The organism is Cobetia sp. 10Alg 146, assembly GCF_029846385.1.
In the GTDB taxonomy this organism is placed as follows: Bacteria; Pseudomonadota; Gammaproteobacteria; order Pseudomonadales; family Halomonadaceae; genus Cobetia; species Cobetia marina.
Genome location: NZ_JARWKT010000008.1, coordinates 48680 through 65533, shown reverse-complemented (window position 1 = coordinate 65533; position 16854 = coordinate 48680). Strand labels below are relative to the sequence as shown.

General features: G+C 62.2%; 17 protein-coding genes. 4 read left to right on the top strand and 13 right to left on the bottom strand.

All coding sequences use genetic code 11. The features are described from left to right. Positions 1-6 precede the first annotated feature (6 nt). Positions 7-1290 (top strand): hypothetical protein, encoded by a 1284-nt coding sequence (locus QD172_RS13970; RefSeq protein WP_279856054.1) that lies wholly within the window; start codon positions 7-9, stop codon positions 1288-1290. Positions 1291-1388: 98 nt separating this feature from the next. Here QD172_RS13970 and QD172_RS13965 read toward each other — a convergent pair whose 3' ends face one another. The 7 genes from QD172_RS13965 to QD172_RS13935 form a co-directional block, all read right to left on the bottom strand. Continuing rightward, on the bottom strand, positions 1389-2975 hold the full coding sequence (locus QD172_RS13965) for an aldehyde dehydrogenase (NADP(+)) (protein ID WP_279856053.1): 1587 nt from the start codon (positions 2973-2975) through the stop codon (positions 1389-1391). After that, a complete protein-coding gene (locus QD172_RS13960; RefSeq protein WP_279856052.1) occupies positions 2972-4024 on the bottom strand; it encodes an amidohydrolase family protein in 1053 nt (350 codons plus the stop codon). Before QD172_RS13960 ends, QD172_RS13965 begins: the two co-directional genes overlap by 4 nt. A gap of 43 nt (positions 4025-4067) precedes the next feature. Beyond that, positions 4068-5003 (bottom strand): YncE family protein, encoded by a 936-nt coding sequence (locus QD172_RS13955; RefSeq protein ID WP_279856051.1) that lies wholly within the window; start codon positions 5001-5003, stop codon positions 4068-4070. 104 nt (positions 5004-5107) lie between these two features. Continuing rightward, on the bottom strand, positions 5108-6154 hold the full coding sequence (locus QD172_RS13950; protein ID WP_191237337.1) for a DctP family TRAP transporter solute-binding subunit: 1047 nt from the start codon (positions 6152-6154) through the stop codon (positions 5108-5110). Positions 6155-6231: 77 nt separating this feature from the next. Beyond that, positions 6232-7512 (bottom strand): TRAP transporter large permease subunit, encoded by a 1281-nt coding sequence (locus QD172_RS13945; protein ID WP_084208304.1) that lies wholly within the window; start codon positions 7510-7512, stop codon positions 6232-6234. Then, entirely contained in the window at positions 7509-8159 is a 651-nt protein-coding gene (locus QD172_RS13940) for a TRAP transporter small permease (RefSeq protein ID WP_169477190.1), read from the bottom strand. The genes QD172_RS13945 and QD172_RS13940 overlap by 4 nt, the downstream gene beginning before the upstream one ends. A gap of 119 nt (positions 8160-8278) precedes the next feature. After that, positions 8279-9322, bottom strand: coding sequence for a TRAP transporter substrate-binding protein (locus QD172_RS13935; protein ID WP_279856049.1), 1044 nt, complete (start codon positions 9320-9322; stop codon positions 8279-8281). Here QD172_RS13935 and QD172_RS13930 point away from each other — a divergent pair. Then, positions 9321-9476: a hypothetical protein gene (locus QD172_RS13930; protein ID WP_279856048.1), complete on the top strand. Its 156-nt coding sequence runs from the start codon at positions 9321-9323 to the stop codon at positions 9474-9476. The genes QD172_RS13935 and QD172_RS13930 overlap by 2 nt on opposite strands. On the opposite strand, the gene QD172_RS13925 is transcribed toward QD172_RS13930, so the two are convergent. Together QD172_RS13925 and QD172_RS13920 are read right to left on the bottom strand one after the other, a co-directional pair. Further along, positions 9449-10462: an amidohydrolase family protein gene (locus tag QD172_RS13925; RefSeq protein WP_279856047.1), complete on the bottom strand. Its 1014-nt coding sequence runs from the start codon at positions 10460-10462 to the stop codon at positions 9449-9451. The genes QD172_RS13930 and QD172_RS13925 overlap by 28 nt on opposite strands. Positions 10463-10500: 38 nt before the next feature. Next, positions 10501-11499 (bottom strand): TRAP transporter substrate-binding protein, encoded by a 999-nt coding sequence (locus QD172_RS13920; protein WP_279856046.1) that lies wholly within the window; start codon positions 11497-11499, stop codon positions 10501-10503. 57 nt (positions 11500-11556) lie between these two features. Here QD172_RS13920 and QD172_RS13915 point away from each other — a divergent pair, with 57 nt between their 5' ends. Continuing rightward, complete coding sequence (locus QD172_RS13915; RefSeq protein WP_279856045.1) at positions 11557-11733, top strand: hypothetical protein; 177 nt, start codon at positions 11557-11559, stop codon at positions 11731-11733. Here the strand turns inward: QD172_RS13915 and araD1 are convergent. From araD1 to QD172_RS13900, 3 genes are read right to left on the bottom strand one after another with little or no spacing between them, the layout of a single operon-like run. Further along, positions 11688-12695 (bottom strand): AraD1 family protein, encoded by a 1008-nt coding sequence (gene araD1, locus QD172_RS13910; RefSeq protein ID WP_279856044.1) that lies wholly within the window; start codon positions 12693-12695, stop codon positions 11688-11690. The two genes, QD172_RS13915 and araD1, sit on opposite strands and share 46 nt — an antisense overlap. Positions 12696-12705: 10 nt before the next feature. Further along, on the bottom strand, positions 12706-13878 hold the full coding sequence (locus QD172_RS13905) for an L-rhamnonate dehydratase (protein WP_077373800.1): 1173 nt from the start codon (positions 13876-13878) through the stop codon (positions 12706-12708). A gap of 59 nt (positions 13879-13937) precedes the next feature. Beyond that, complete coding sequence (locus QD172_RS13900) at positions 13938-14966, bottom strand: 4-hydroxythreonine-4-phosphate dehydrogenase PdxA (protein ID WP_279856043.1); 1029 nt, start codon at positions 14964-14966, stop codon at positions 13938-13940. Positions 14967-15285: 319 nt separating this feature from the next. Between QD172_RS13900 and QD172_RS13895 the strand changes: the two genes are divergently transcribed. Next, on the top strand, positions 15286-16014 hold the full coding sequence (locus QD172_RS13895; RefSeq protein WP_084208310.1) for a FadR/GntR family transcriptional regulator: 729 nt from the start codon (positions 15286-15288) through the stop codon (positions 16012-16014). Positions 16015-16038: 24 nt separating this feature from the next. Here QD172_RS13895 and QD172_RS13890 read toward each other — a convergent pair whose 3' ends face one another. Then, on the bottom strand, positions 16039-16665 hold the full coding sequence (locus QD172_RS13890; RefSeq protein ID WP_279856042.1) for an XRE family transcriptional regulator: 627 nt from the start codon (positions 16663-16665) through the stop codon (positions 16039-16041). Positions 16666-16854: the final 189 nt, after the last annotated feature.

Here is a 16854-nt window from a genome sequence, read left to right as displayed (position 1 = left end):
AGTGAAATGAATATCGAAGTCGAAAAATCCTATCGGCTTCTACGGTTTTTGAATAAACCACGCCACCCATTACTTCGTTATCCTTTGGCCTTGTTATCCGGCATTGGTGTGTGGATGCTGGGTGCGCCTCTGGCCGTAGCGGTAGACAGTATCAAGCTTGCATCGCGAAGTAATGGGCTGAAAATCGTCGTGCGGCGAGGCATCTGGTTTGCGCATACCGGGTGGCTGCCAGTGTCGACCAGGTCAGATTTCTTTTTCGATATTTCTGAAGAAATGTCTACCAAGGCGGCCGACTGCCTCATTGCCTGGTTGGCTGACAACCGGCGCATCACTGACTTTGAGCGCCATATCTGGCAGGCTGATCTGCATGGTGGGAAGCTGGAAAAAGCCGATTTCTCAGAGTGTGATAATGATCGTGAGACGTCTACCAGCAGTCTGGTCATCTCTCCGCAAGACTCACTCTGGCAATATGACAAATCCTTCTGCGCCAGCGTCAATCATGCATTGTCGATCATCAGCGCTGACATGGACAATCCGACAGCAGCGCCTGTCGTGGCGCATAAGTTCCAGAAGTCAGCACAGTCGTTTGACAAGAATGATGCCTATCGCACGATCAAGGATTGCGATAGTTTGATGGGTAGCCTTGAGTGGCCCTGGTATGTCATCAGTGGCACGCTTCTTGGAGCCGTGAGAGAACAGGATTTCCTGGGACATGACTACGATATTGATATCGGTGTCGACGTCAAGGACTTCGATATCAAGCAACTTCGAGATGCTGTTGCTGGATCCAACAATACCTGGTTCATAAAGTCAGAAAGTTATTGTACTTTCCGGGAAGTCGTATCCGAGCGTGCCGTGCGATATTCCAGATTGACTCAGCCGATACTTGTCAAACTCGTGCACCATACCGGCCTTGTCGCTGACCTTTTTGTTCATGTGCAAGAGGGGAGCGTCGTCTGGCATGGCTCCGCTATCCACCGGTGGGACAACTCGGAGTTTTCGTTGACTGACTACACCTTGGGCAGTCAGGTAGTCAAAGGTGCTGCAGATGCAGATCGTTACTTGACTGAGAACTATGGCGATTGGCGTACCCCCGTGACGCGTTTCGATTGTAGTATTGATCCTCCCAATATCCGTTATTCTCGAACTGCGCGTTCAATCACGTACTTGAGCAAGGTCATTTATCGCTATCTGCTTGACGGTGATGTCGAGAAGGCACGTCAATACCTCTCTGCACTGGAAAGCGATGGGATGATCCTCAAGCAAGACGGTGTCTATCGTTATTGTTAGAGGATCGCGAAGATTCGGCTTCTCGCATAGTGGGAAGGCTGACGGTATCAAGGATATGAATGACAGAAGCCCGCCAAATTGGCGGGCTTTTTTGTTTGTCATCGCATGACCTGGCGCATCCCATCCACCAAGCGGCTGATGTCGGAGGGCGCGTCGTGCTTGAGCTCCGGCGGGAGCAGGGCATCCGGCAGGTCCTGATAGCAGACCGGGCGCAAAAAGCGGTGAATGGCGGCGGTGCCGACCGAGGTGGTGCGGCTGTCGGAGGTGGCGGGCCAGGGGCCGCCGTGCACCATGGCGTCACAGACTTCGACCCCTGTCGGCCAGCCATTCACCAGGATGCGGCCTGCACGACGCTCCAGCACTGGTAGCAAGTGGCAGGCCGCGGTGTGATCTGCCTCATCGAGATGCAGCGTGGCGGTCAGCTGGCCTTCGAGTGCACTGCAGACCTGCTTGAGCTGAGCGAGATCCACGCATTCGACGATCAGCGAACTTGAGCCGAAGACTTCCGCCTGCATGGCCTCATTGGCAAGAAAGTCACTCGCCTGGGTGCTGAACAGCTGTGTCTGACACGGGCTGGCGATGGGGGAGTCGCTTTCACCGCTGGCCAGACAGGTGATGCCTGGCTGTTCGGACAGGCTCGCGACGCCTTGGGCATAGGCCTTGTGGATGCCGGGTGTCAGCATGGTCTGCACCGGGCTTGCCTGGATGGCAGGGATGGCCGCCTGCTTGAAGCGTTCCAGCGCTGCGCCTTTCACTGCCAGTACCAGGCCCGGGTTGGTGCAGAACTGCCCGGCGCCCATGTTGAGCGAGCCGACGAAGGCCTCACCCAGCAATTCGGCGCGGGCTTCCAGGGCCGCCGGCATCAGGATGACCGGATTGATGCTGCTCATCTCGGCGTAGACCGGAATCGGCTGCGGACGCGATTGGGCAAGCGTCAGCAGGGCGGTACCACCACTGCGCGAGCCGGTAAAGCCGACCGCCTGGATCTCGGGATGCTTGACCAGTGCCTGACCGACCTCATTGCCGGGGCCGAACAGCAACGAGAAGACGCCTTCCGGCATCTGACAACGCTGGGCGGCGCGAGCGACGGCCTGACCGACCAGTTCCGAGGTACCCGGGTGGGCCGAGTGTCCCTTGACCACGACCGGACAGCCTGCAGCCAGTGCGGAGGCGGTATCGCCGCCGGCCACCGAGAAGGCCAGCGGGAAGTTGCTGGCACCGAAGACGGCCACCGGGCCAAGCGGGATCTGACGCTGGCGCAGGTCTGCCCGCGGCAGGGGAGTGCGCTCCGGCAGTGCAGGATCGACGCGCACATCCTGCCACTCACCGCGGCGCAGCACCTTGGCGAACAGCTTGAGCTGGCCGCAGGTGCGACCGCGTTCACCGTTCAGGCGTGCCTCAGGCAGGCCGGTTTCCTGCATTCCGCGCTGGGTCAGGGTCTCACCGAGTGCCTCGATCTCCTCGGCGATGGTCTCGAGGAAGAGGGCTCTTTCTTCAGGCGTCGTGGCGCGATAGGCATCAAAGGCCTGGCCGGCCAGTCGGCAGGCGTCTTCCACATCCCCTGCATTGGCCCCCGGGTAGCCGGGCGCCAGGCGCTCTCCGGTGGCCGGGTTGATGGCGTGGATCACCTCGCCCTTGGCGGCGAAGCTGCGCTGTCCGATGAGCTGATGGCCGTTGAGTGTCATGGTGCCTCCTGTCTGGCATGTTGGGTGGGTCTGGCATGTTGGGTGGGTCTGGCATGTTGGGTGGGTCTGGCATCGTGGGTGATAGCGGCAATCGGCAGCCGATACCAGTGAATGGCGTTGTCGTGCAGAACCTGGTCGAACGCGACCTGGCGTTGGTCGTGAGACGCCGTCTGCGCAATGGCACCGGTCACCAGTGATAGCCAGTCGCCATAGCTGACCTTGAGGCCGGAGACCGGGAAGTTGCTGGCGAACAGGCAGCGACGGGGGCCGAAGACGTCCAGTACCTCGCAGAGCAGCTCGTGATTGGCGCTGGTATCCCAGGCATGCCAGGGCGTGCCCAGTTCCGAGAGCTTGACGGCGACATTCGGGTTCTCAGAAAGCGCCCGCATGCCTGCGCGCCACTGGGCGAGGCCTTCCGGCGTGCGATCCCACGGCAGGCCGCTGTGATTGAGAATGACGCGCAAGCCGGGGTAGTCCTGAAGCGTCGTGGCCGCCTCTTCGAGATGCCAGGCGGGCACGCGCAGGTCCCAGCTCAGGTCACGCGCTTTGAGCAGCGCCAGTCCCTCGCACCAGCGTGGGTCCTGCAGACTGCCGCTGGTTCCCGTTACCGACTGGCGGGTCTGAGGTGTGGCGGCGGTGACCGGCTTGGCACGCACGCCACGAAACAGCGGTGAGTCACATTGCGCGTCCAGCTGTGCGACGCACGCCTCAGTGCCGAAGGCCACCCAGCCGACATGCGCACTCGGCAGGCCATGAATGGCTGCTTGCTCGGTAATCCAGCGCGTCTCTTTCTCAGCCTGTGGGCGTGACGCTTCGGCTTCGCAGTGCACGCTGCCTACCAGGCGATAGCCCGCGGGGATCAAGCGCTTGATATCCGCGACCTGAAAGGGCTGGCGGATCGCGGTGTAATCGCCGAGAAAGAAGTTCTCCACCGGCGAGTCTTCCAGCCAGGGATACGCCACCTGGCCATCCAGCGCCCAGAGATGGTGGTGCGCATCGATCAGCGACTGGCTTTGTGAAGGTTCGCGTTGTATTGGGGTATCCGTCATGACTGGCTCGTGTCCTGGCAAGAAGTATCAAGTGCCCACTGACTCAGTGGTCACGCACCAGCAGGCAAGACACGTCCGGCTCGGCGCGCGTCGCGAAGCTTCGGCGTACCTGGCCGCTCTCCAGATCCAGCACCGCGATGCGATCACCCTTGAGCGAGACAAAGGCTTGCTCTCCATCCGAATGGAAGCTCATCGCGATGGGAATCGCCTCAAGCTGGATAGTGCCCAGCGGCGCCAGCGTTTCATCGAACAGCGATAGCGAGCTTTCGCCGTAGTTGGTGGTGATCAGGCGGCCCCTGGGGTCACGGTAGATACGATTGGGGTCACGACCGGTGGTCGCCGAGGCGCGCACGGTCATCGATTCGGTATCCACCGCCACGATGCTGTCGTCATCGCGATTGCTGATGAACAGGGTGCGGCCATCGGCGGACAGGCTGTTGCCCTCCGGCTTGCGGCCCGGAATCATCGCGATGGGCGCGAAGGTGGCATCGTGCGGCTTGAACTTGGTGATGGTGTTGCTGAGCAGGTTGATGCCATAGGCCCAGTCGCCGGTGCTGGTCAGCGCGAACAGGTGGGTCTTGTAGCCACCGGAGGACACGGCCAGGTCCGGCGTGGTCTGGGTCAGGGGCGTGTTGAACAGCAAGAGGGTGTTGTGGCCCTCGCTCATCGCATACAGACGATCCTGCTCATCGATGCCCAGCCCATGGATGCGGTAGTACGGCCAAGTGCTGAGCGTGTTGACCAGCGTGAAGGTCTCGAGATCGACCACGAACACCGAGCAGCCGCCCTGGTCACCGATGCAGTCGGCACCGAGGATGCCGTAGTGGCCCACGAAGGCGTAGCGGCCGGTGGAATCCACCACGAACTCATGCGGGTAATCCGGCAGGCGCAGATGGTTGAGCTCCTCGCCGCTGGTGGCGTCGTAAAGGCTTAGGGTGTGCGCGCATTTCTGGTTGAGCAGCAGAACATCTCGGGACATGACATTTCTCCAGTCAGCGAGGGCCTGGTTATCAGGCTCTGGTTATCAAAGGCCTGTGCCCTCGCTGGAGTGACAGATAGGGAAAACGACAAAGCGCTTGTGCGTTACTGAGTCACGGCGGCCGTGGTCTTCTGCGTGCCTTGCGGCTGGGCATCGGTCGCGACATCGGCACTGGCCTGACTGGCGCCCTGGATGGCATCGATCCAGTCACGGCCATTGGCGGCGATATAGCTGTCCCAAGTGGGCAGCACGACTTTCTGGAAGGCGGCGGTATCGACCTCGGTCTCGATCTTCATGCCCTTGGCGGCCAGTTCAGTGAGAATCTTCTGCTCGTTCTTCGCGTTCAGTTCGCGCTGATAATCACCGGCCTCACGTGCTGCGCTCACCAGCACCTGCTGATACTCCGGTGACAGGCTCTCGAAGGTGTCGTCGTTCATCACCATCAACAGCGAGGTATAGGCCTGATTGGTCAGCGACAGGTAGTCCTGCACTTCGTAGAAGCCTGCCGACCAGACGATGCTGATCGGGTGGTCCTGCGCATCGACCGTGCCCGTCTCCATCGCGGTGTAGAGCTCACCCAGCGGCATCGGCACCGGGTTCGCGCCGAGCAGGGAGAAGGCCTCGATCAGTGACTTGTTGGAGTTGGTGCGCATCACCAGGCCATCGACATCCGCGGGTGTCTTGATCGGGTGCTTGGAGTTGGTCATCGCGCGGAAGCCGACCTCCCAGAAGGCCAGGCCCTTGAGGTTGTCCTGCTTGAGCAGTGCCAGGGCATCGTCGCCGACCTTGCCATCCAGCACCTGATAGGCCGTCTTGCGGTCCGGGAAGATGTAGGGCAGATCGAAGGCGCCCAGCGCCGGCTGCAGGCCCGCGAAGTTGGGGTTGCCGGACAGCTCGATATCGATGGTGCCGCTGCGCACGCCGGCGATCATCTGCTGGTCACCGCCGAGCACGCCGTTGCCGAAGATGTTGACGGTGATCTCGCCATCCGTGCCTTCCTTGACCAGCTCGGCGAAGCGCTCGGCCGCCTGTTGCTGGGTATCGGTGGTCGGGGCCGCGTGGGCCAGCTTGAGCACGGTGGCTGCGTGCGCGGCGCTCATTGGCGCAAGGAGAAGCAGGCTGGCGAGGGAGGTCTTGAGCATTGGTGTCATGGAAAGGCTCTCTTGTCGTTGTTGTCGTGAATGGCTCGGTTTTCGTGAGTGGCGCTGGCGACCTGCAGAATTGCGGGTCAGTCGGTCATCCAGTACAGGGGCACGGTGATGATCTGCGGGAAGGCCACGAACAGCAGCAGAATCACTACATAGGCGAGGGCGAAGGGCGCGACGCCACTGACCGCCTTCTCGAACTTGAGGTTGCCGACGCTGGTGATCACGTTGAGCACGTTGCCGACCGGCGGGGTGATCAGGCCGATGGCGCAGTTGAGGACGAACATGATCCCGAAGTAGACGGGATCGATACCGGCCAGCTTGACGATGGGCATCAGGATCGGCGTGAGCACCAGAATGGTCGGGGTCAGGTCCATCACCATGCCGACCACCAGCACGATGCCCATGATGGCGAGCATCAGGATGCGCGGATCATCGGCCAGCGGCTGCAGCAGACCGGCGACCATCAGCGGCAGCTGGGCGATGCTGATCAGCCAGGAGGCGACCATGGCAGCGGCCACCAGGAACATCACGATGGCGGTGCTGCGCGCGGCCTGGGCGAGGACGGCGTAGAGCTGGCTCAAGTCCAGTTCCCGGTAGACCACGGTGGCGACGAAGATGGCGTAGACCGCGGCGACCACGCCGGCTTCGGTCGGGGTGAAGATGCCGCTCTTGATGCCGCCGATGATGATGACCGGCAGCATGATGGCCCAGAAGCTGTCCTTGAGTGCCTTGAGGCGCTCACGCCCGCTGGCCTTCTTGGTGACGACCAGATCTTCCTTGCGGGTCATGAACAGCCACATCACCACCAGAGTCACGCCCATGATCAGCCCCGGCACGATCCCGGCGAGGAACAGCTTGCCGATCGAGATGCCACCGGCGACCCCGATGATGATCAGAGGAATCGAGGGCGGGATGATCGGCGCGATGATCCCGCCGGCAGCCATCAGGCCGGAGGAGCGACCCAGCGGATAGCCCGCCTTGCGCATCATCGGCAGCAGCATGCTGGCAAGCGCGGCGGTATCCGCGACCGCGGAGCCGGACAGACTGGCCATGACGATGGCAGCGAAGATGGCCACGAAACCCAGTCCGCCCTTGCGGTGACCTACCAACGACATCGCCAGTGTGACGATGCGCTGGGAGAGCCCGCCACGCGACATCACTTCCCCGGCGGTGAGGAAGAAGGGAATGGCCAGCAGGGTGTAGCTGTCGGCGCCGTTGACGAGGTTCTGGGCCAGGATCTGCGAGTTGAACAGATCCAGATGCAGCATCAGCACGATGGCACTGACCAGCAGGGCAAAGGCGATGGGGAGGCTCAGGCCGATGGCGGCCAGCAGGGAGCCGAGGAAGAGCCCGATGGTCATGGCGTGTCTCCTTGCTGATCAGATGAGGGGCTGGCGGCATTCGGTGGCGTGATGCCATGTAGGGCAAGGGGCGTCAGCAATCGCCACAGCAGGATCAGCGACATCAATACGCCTGCCATCAGGCCGGCGAGATAGAAGACGCCGACGGGAATGCCGCTGATGGGAGAGAGATTGCGCCAGTTGAGCACCGTCTGATCGAAGCTGCCCTTGAGCAGCATCAGGCAGCAGCCGAGCATCACCAGGGTGACGACGCGATCCAGCACCCTGCGACATGCCGCCGGCAGCTTGTCGGCGAAGGTGTTGACGCTCAGGTGCTCCTGGCGGATCAATGCTGTCACGGCGCCCATGAAGGTGACCCAGACGAACAGGAAGCGGGACAGCTCGACGCTGATCGAGATGCCGCTATTGAAGCCGTAGCGCAGCACGACATTGACGAAGACCAGCGCGATCATCGCCACCAGTGCCAGCACCATCAGCAGGGTGAGGGCCTTCTCCAGTCCCTTGAAGATCGTCGTAATGCCGGTGGCAGTGCGGGTAGGCGCTGCTGATGCCAGCGGGGTGGCGTGGCTTCCCCGTGGCTCGGAGGATGGCGCGATGGGCGGTTTGATCGACATGGATAACGGCATCTCTTGGGTCAGTTTGTTCATGGTGTTATCCCCGAAGGAAGCATCTCGATGACGGCGCGACAGTACGACGCTGTGGCGAGCCGTGGCAGCACTGCCGCGGGTCATTTTCTGAGACTGGTCGCTGGAACTGGTCGTCGGGACTAGCGGGCGTCGGCCAGCGCTGCCTGGAATTGCGTCACCACCGCCGGGTCCAGCGCCTGGGTGTGCTGCTGGATCACCGGTGCCAGTGCCTCACGCATGCGCTGACGTTCACTGTCCGCCACCACGTTGACGGTCATCTTGCCCTGCAGCTCGCTCAGCAGTTCCTCGTTCATGGCGCGGCTCTGCGCACGCTGATACAGCGTGGCCTCACGAGCGGCCTCGCGGACCAGCTGGCGTTGGGCGTCATCGAGTGACTGCATGAAGCCCGCCGAGGCGACCAGCACCTGGGCGTCATAGGCATGCGCGGTACGCGACAGGTACGCCTGGACCTCGAAGAAGCGCTTGGCGTCGATGACGGTGTAGGGATTTTCCTGGCCATCCACCGTGCGGGTTTCCATGGCGGTGAACAGTTCATTGACCGGCATGGGCACGGCGTTGGCATTCAGTCCGTTGAAGAGGTCGATGTAGAGGGCGTTCTGCATGGTGCGAATCTTGAGGCCCTCGATGTCCTCGAGCGTCTCGATGGGACGGCGGCTGTTGGTCATGTGACGGAAGCCGTTCTCCCAGTACTCGAGTGCCACCAGCTTCTTGTCATCGAGGCTTGCGAGCAGGGCACGGCCGGCCTCGCCATCCAGCACCGCATCGGCGTGTTCACTGTCATCGAACTGGAAGGGCAGGCTGACGATGTTGAAGTCAGGGTTGAGGCTGCTCAGCGTGGCGGTGGAGGGCGCGGTGAAGTCCAGGGTGTTGGACTGCAGCATCGAGGTCATGTTGACGTCATTGCCCAGAATGCCGTTGGAGAACACCGTGATGGTGATCTCGCCGTCCGACTTCTCCTCGACGAGCTCCGCAAACTTCTTGGCGCCCAGTGTCTGGGGATGTGCCTCCGGCAGGCTGGTGCCCATGCGCGCGGTGATCTCGGCGTGGGCGGTGGTCGCGAAGGTCAACATCAGCCCCAGGGTGGAGACCGTCTTGAGCAGGACGTTCGTGTGCTGGGCTTTGTTGAGCAGCGTTTTGTTGAGCAGAGCGTGGCGGATGGACATGGCGAATTCCTTGCGAGTTGTTGTTATGGCAATCGTTGCTATGGCAATCGTGGTGATGGCGATCGTTGCTGAGTTGATCGTTGCTGAGTTGATCGCTGCTGAGGTGTTCGCTGCGGTGTCGATCGGTCACTGGGCGCTGGTGTCCAGCGAGTAGCAGCGCACGGCGTTGTCGCAGAACAGCGCGAGTCGCTGCTCGGGACTTAGCGAACGACTGAGTGTCTTGAAGCCCTGAAACAGCTTATCGAGTGAGGTCACCAGCCCATCGACCGGGAAGTTGCTGGCGAACATCACGCGCTGGGCCCCGAAGTGACGCAGCACGGTGTCGAAGACCTCGCGGTTGTCTTCCAGACGCCAGGGCCGACCCGCAATCCCGAGACCCGAGAACTTGATCATCACCTGCGGCCAGACAGCGACCCTGGCGAGGGCGTGTGACCATTCCCGCAGGGTGTCGGGATCACGATCCCCGGGCACGCCGGCGTGATTGATCACCACTGGCATCTCGGGATGGCGCTCCAGCAGCGGCAGCAGTTCCGCCAGGTGCCACCAGGGCACCTGCAGCTCGAAGATCAGCCCGTGGCGGGCGACGTCACTGACGCCGGACTGATAACGCGGGCAGCGCAGCGAGCCGGGCAAGGCATGGATGGCAAGCGCCGGATCGTGACGCTCCAGTGCGGCCGGCTTGTGACGAATCCCCTTGACCCTTCTTGATGTGCAAAGGCTCTCGAGCTGCTCGCCGATGTCATCCTGATCCAGCCAGGCCTGGGCGATCATGGCATCGGGCCAGCCGCTCTCGCGGGCAGTCTCCTCGATCCAGCGCACTTCCTTGAGCGCATCGCCCCGCGCCCATTCCGCCTCCATGTAGACACACCCTAGCAACCGATGCGCCTCGCCCGCCGCCTGGAGATGCTCGGCGGGGAGGTAAGGGCGACGGATCGCGGTATAGTCGCCGTAGCGGAAGGCAATCATCGGCTCATCGCACAGCCAGGGGTGGTAATTGCGCGTCGGGTCCCAGACATGCATGTGGGCATCGATGATCGGCAGGTCTTCATCCTGCTGCGTGGCCAGATAGCGCTCGCGTTGCTCGCCCAGTTCGGCAAGAGACGCAGGCATCACCGGGGATTGGAGTGAGTCAGAGAGCATGGCGAGCCTCCTTGCATGGGCGAGTCAGGCGAGCGTGATCAGTGGGCGAGAGCGGCGTCGATGCGTTCCAGCAGCTCGCTGCCGTGCTTGGCGGTGAACTCGGCGCGCACCGGCTCGGCGACCTTGGCCCGCATGCTGGCGGTATCGGGTTCGCGCACGATCTGCATGCCCTGTTCCTCGAGGAAGGCCAGATCGCCCTGTTCATTGTCATGATTGAGCTGGCGCTGATAGCGGGCCGCTTCGCGAGCTTCTTCCTTGATCAGGGTCTGCAGTTCGGGCGCGAGGCTGTCGAACGTCTGCTTGTTCATGATCAAGGGGGCGGCGGTGTAGGCGTGTGCGGTGAGCGACAGGTGCTCCTGTACGGAATACAGATTGGCGGAGCGGATCAGGCTGACCGGATTCTCCTGGCCATCCACGGTGCGGGTTTCCAGCGCGGTATAGAGCTCCGCGAAGGGCATCGGGGTCGGATTGGCGCCGAGTGCCTGGAAGGCGGCGATATGCGCCGGATTCGGGGTGGTGCGCAGGGTCAGACCGCTGACGTCATCGGCGTTCTCGACCGCACGTCGCGAGTTGGTCAGGTTGCGAAAGCCGATTTCCCAGAAGGCCAGGCCTTCGATCTGTTGCGGCTGCATGGCGGTCAGCAGCTCCTGGCCGATATCGCCATCCAGCACCTGATAGGCCTGCTCACGGGTGTCGAACAGGAAGGGCAGGTCGAGCACGTTCAGCTCGCCGACCAGCCCGCTGAAGTAGGGATTGCCTGAGAGCTCGATATCGATGGTGCCGCTGCGCACGCCCGAGATCATGGCCTGGTCATTGCCCAACTGGCCGTTGGGGAAGATCTTGACGGTCAGTTCACCGTCACTGCGTTCTGCCAGACGTTCGGCGAAGCGTTCGGCGGCCAGGTGCTGCGAGTCGGTAACCGGATGCGCATGCGCAAAGGTCAGCGAGGTGGCGGCGTGTGCGGGGCCTGCCAGTAGCAGACTGGCAAGGGCGGTGGTGATGAATGAGGCGGTGGCGTGGCGGGTCGAGAGTGTCATGGCGAAGCCCTTTTCTCGTTATTGTCGTGATGCTTCTGATGCGTACAGGCGCTATTGATGCCGGTGTTGTCGGTGCTGCTGGTGCTGCTGGTGTTACCGGTGCTGGTGCTGACGGGGTCAGGGCCGGGTGGTGGCGAAACCCTCCAGGCCCTGATCCCTCCTCTATGGCTCGTACTGTTCAAGCATGCTCACAGCACCGCCATGGCGGATGGCTGCTCAGCGTCATTGTCGTGAGACTCGAACGCGACGGGATTGCGCAGTGCACGCCCAAAGGCGGGCAGTTCGATCTCGAAGCGATCGCCTTCCTGCACCTTGATCTGATCGGCGAAGCTCAGGGTGGCGGTGCCGAAGAAGTGCACGTGCAGATCTCCCGGCGCGCGGAACTGGGCGTACTTGAAGTGGTGGTGCTCCAGATTGGCCAGGCTGTGGGCCATGTTGGCCTCACCGGTCAGGAAGGGCTTCTCCCACAGGGTCTGGCCGTCGCGGGTGATGCGGCTGGTGCCTTCCAGGTGCTGGGGCAGCTCGCCGATCAGCAGTTCAGGGCCGTAGCTGCAGTCGCGCAGCTTGGAGTGGGCCAGCCATAGATAGTTGGCGCGCTCGGTGATGTGGTCGGAGAACTCGTTGCCTACCGCGTAGCCGATGCGATGCGGCTGACCGTTGGCATCGTTCAAGTACAGGCCGACCAGCTCGGGCTCTTCGCCGGCGTCTTCGGCGAAGGCCGGCACGCTGATCGCGGTTTCCGGTGCCACCACGATGCTGCCGTCACCCTTGTAGAACCATTCCGGCTGCGCGCCGACCTGCCCCTCGGCGGGCTTGCCGCCCTCGAGCCCCAGGCGGAACATGCGCATCGAGTCGGTAAGACTTGCGTCATCCTGCGCCTGAGCGGCGGCATGCATGGCGTCGCGGGTATCGGCGCTGCCCAGGTGAGTCAGGCCGGTACCGGTGACGGTGCAGCGCGCGCGATCCGGGTGGGTGACCGGCGGCAGCAGTTCCTGGCGATCAATGGCCTGCTTGTAGTCGACCAGGGTGTGCGAGTAGTGCTGCTCGATCAGCGCGCTGAGCCCGATGCCCAGCTCGATGGCGCGAGAGGCCAGCTCATAGGTGCCGCCCGGGAAGTCGAGCAGGCGCAGCTGGTCGCGGCTTTCGACCACGGCGACCCGCGGGCCGTTGGCGGTGCGAAGTTGGACGAGTCTCATGATGGCTTCCTCACTCGATGATGTTGAACTGATCGAAGTAGTCGCTGTTCAGCTCAAGGCCCAGCCCCGGGGTCTCTTCGTCGAGGTCGATGAAGCCGTTCACCGGCTCCGGGTCGCCCTTGAAGATGTAGTAGAAGAGCTCGTTGCCGATCTCGACGTCATGCACCGGGAAGTATTCGCTCATCGGGGAGGCCAGTGAGGCCATGGTCAGGTGGTAGTTGTGCATCTGGCCGGCATGCGGGATGACCGGCACGCTGAAGGATTCGGCCAGGGCGTTGATCTTGCGCGCCGCGGTGATGCCACCGACCCGGTTGGTGTCGTACTGGATGACGGAGACGGCACGCTTTTCCAGCAGCTGGCGGAAGCCGTAGTGGGTGAATTCATGCTCGCCACCGGAGATGGGAATGCTGGTCAGCTGATTGAGTTCGGCGTAGCCATCGATGTCATCGGCGATCACCGGCTCTTCCAGCCAGCGCGGCTGGAAGCGCTCGAGCTTCGGCAACATGCGCTTGGCGTAGTCCAGGTTCCAGCCCATGTAGCACTCGAGCATCAGGTCGACATCCTCGCCGATGACTTCGCGCACGGCGGCGACGCTATCCAGGTTGGCACGTACGCCCTCGACGCCGTCACGCGGACCGTAGCCGAAGCGCATCTTCATGGCGGTGAAGCCTTGATCCAGATAGGACTGGGCCTCTTCCTGCATGCCCTTGAGGTCGGTGCGATAGAGCTTGGAGGCGTAGCAGGGGATCTTGTCCTTGGTGCGTCCACCCAGCAGCTTGAAGACCGGCTTGCCGACCGCCTTGCCCATGATGTCCCAGATGGCGATATCCACGCCGGAAATGGCGGCCATGCCGATGCCCTTGCGGCCCCAGGCGTGGGTGGAGCGGTACATGCGCTGCCACAGGTATTCGTAGTCGAAGGGGTCCTGACCGATGATCAGCGGCGCGAGGTACTGATCGATGATCGCCTTGGCGATGCGCGGGGCGAGTGCCACGTTGCCAAGCCCCACCAGTCCGTTGTCGGTCTCGATTTCCACCACCGTCCAGCCGTGGAAGCGGAAGGTGCCCATCGAGTCGCCCTTGTCCCACAGCTCGTCCATGGCGTTGGAGCAGAAGTGGGCAGTGGGGGGGACGGTGTGGCCTTTCCATTCGAAGACGCGAGTTCTGACCTTGGTGATTTTCATCGGATTATCCTTGTTGTGGATGACGTTGGCGCAGATAGGTGAGCAAGAGTGACAAGGCGTCAGGCCGAGGCGGTCTCGAGGCGCAGCGCGCGCAGGTTGGTGCCCATGCGCTTGGCGATCGCGAAGGCATTGCGGGTCGGGTTCACGTCCGCCTTGCCTTGGCCTGCGATATCGAAGGCGGTGCCGTGGGCCGGCGTGGTGATGGGGATCGGCAGGCCGCCCTGGACGGTGACGCCGGACTTGAAGCCCAGCAGCTTGATCGCGATCTGCCCCTGGTCGTGGTACATGGTCACGATGGCGTCGTACTCGCCGTCGCGTGCCTTGAGGAAGATGGTGTCAGCCGGGAAGGGGCCTTCCACGGGATAGCCCTGGGCGCGGCACTCGGCCACGGCCGGCGCGATGACATCGATCTCCTCACGCCCGCAGGTGCCGCCCTCGCCACCATGGGGATTGAAGGCGGCCACGGCGATGCGCGGCTGCTCGACGCCGGCCAGTGTCAGCGAGTCATGAATCAGCTGGCTGGCGGCGATGATGCGCTCCTGAGTGACGTACTCGGCGGCATCCTTGAGCGGGATATGCGAGGAAATACGTGAGGTCCAAAGCGTCCCCAGGGTGTTGAACTCGCAGAAATAGCCCTCGACGCCCAGTGTCTCGGCGAAGAAGTGCAGTTCGTCCTCATGGCCAAGGCCGCCTTTCTTCATCGACAGCTTGTTGAGGGGCGCGAAGCAGATGGCGTCGACTTCCTCGTTCTGGGCCGCCTCCAGGCAACGAGACAGCACCGCGAGGGTCGAGGCGCCACAGGCGGCGCTTTCCTCGGCCAGCGTCACTTCCTGCTGTGCCGCGCTCTCCACCAGCATCAATGACAGGCCTTCATGTTCACGGGCTTCCGCGAAGCTTGTGACGCGTGGCAGCTCGGTGAAGAGCCCGGCCTGGCGTTGGCCCTGCTCCCAAAGCCACTGATCCCCGACCAGCACGCTGTGGGTCTCGGCGAACTGCTCGGGTTCCGCGATCAGGCGAGCGATCAGCTCCGGGCCGATACCGGCGGGGTCACCGAGGGTCAGGGCAATGACAGGGCGTGTTGCGGACATGGGGTCAGCCTCTTGGTGTTGTCGTCGTTGTTGTCGTTGTCGTCGACCGTTGTCGATCGTGTCGATGTCAGGCGTGCTCAGCAGTCCGGCCTCTGGCGTGAGGGCCTTCTCAAGACAGTTCAGGACGGTTCAGGACTGTGAAATATCACGACTTGATTGGACTGCTGGTTGGTTTACCGGACCAGTTGAGATGAAAACTAGCCGAGCGCACGATGATTGGTCAAGGATTTCTCAAAAATTGCGACCATGGTCGGTTTTCTGGTGCGTCTGATTCGGTTGTCAGTTATTCTGGTATGAAATCTATACCAGTGGGGGCCGCATGAACCAGACGCCTTTCGCCTTCGAGAAAGCGCTGAAGAATCAGACCAAGAAGGAAATTCTCGCCGACAAGCTCATCGAGATGATCCTGACCGGCCTGTTGCGCGATGGAGATGAACTGCCCAGCGAGCGTGAGCTGGCGCAGTTGTTTGAAGTGAGTCGCGAGACCGTGCGCGGGGGGCTGGCGCTGTTGACGGGCTATGGCCTGCTCAATGTCTCGCATGGCAGCAAGTCACGGGTGTGTGCCAGTGAGGCGGTGATCGACAGCTTCCGCAATCATCCTGCACGTCAGCAGGGCGACGAGCTCAACAATCTGGACATCGAGAGCGTCTTCGAGAGCCGTATCGTGGTGGAGTCGGCCATCGCCCGCCGCGCAGCACGGCACATCGATGCCGCGGGCCTCAAGAAGCTGGATGCCTTGCTGGACGCCCAGTCCCAGCACTTCGACTCGCCGGTGAACTTCCAGCTCTCGGATCAGAATTTCCATCAGGTGATCGCGGAGTATTCGCGCAACGAGATCCTGATCCGCTACGCCCACGAGCTCTATACCTATGCGCTCAACATTCGTCGCCAGGTCATGGCCGAGCATGGCTCGATCAAGCGCAGCTATGAAGAGCACGTACGTATCGTCGAAGCGTTGCGCGCCGGCGACCCTGACGCCGCCGAACGTGCCATGCTCTCGCATATCGACAGCGTCTATTACACGACGCGGGACAAGATGCCTCGTTGAAGGTGCCTCATGGAAATGAGGGGCTCAGTACTCCACGCCCGTCATCACCCAGACGATGCGGGTCTCGGTCTCGCCGGGGTTGCGAATCCAGTGGGGTTCCTCCCCGGTCAGCGAGAAGCTGTCGCCCGGGTTGAGCAGGAATACCTGCTCGCCGATGGTCAGCTCCAATTGGCCACTTTCCACATAGCCCGCTTCCTCACCGCGCCGCTCACGAGGCGTCTCACCGCCGCTGCCGCCGGGCTGCAGGCGGGTCATGATCAGGATGAGCTGACCGCTCAGACGGGGGGAGAGCAGTTCTTCCCGTGCACCGATGGCGCTGAGGTTCATGGCGCGGCGTTGATCCGCGCGCACGATAGTTTCCTGCTCGGCCGCCGAGTCACTCCCGCCCGGCTGGAAGAACCAGCTGACGCGCACACCGAGGGCATCACTCAGGGCCTGTAGCACCCCGATGGGGAGGGAGGAGACGCCGCGCTCCACCTGGCTCAGATAGCCGACGGATTTTCCGACGCGCTTCGCCAGCTGGTTGAGTGTCATCTGACGGGACTTGCGCAGGTCGCGCAGCTGTCTGCCGATGCGACGGTCTTCCTGTTCTGCATTGCTGAGTGCGGTGCTGCCGGCTGATGCCTGTGAGGAGTCTGTCTCCGTGGTCATCCGGTTTCCTCTTGGCAATGGGAGCTGGCGGTCAATGCGTGGTGTTTCATGTAGATGAAAAGCGTGAAGTGGTTTTCATCAGCAAGATTATCAGCATGCGGCGTGGAGAGATAAGTCAGTGCCGTTATCAAATCGTCGTGTCGGGACTGGTGTTGGTTCAGGGCTCGAGATAACGGCTTCTGAGATAGC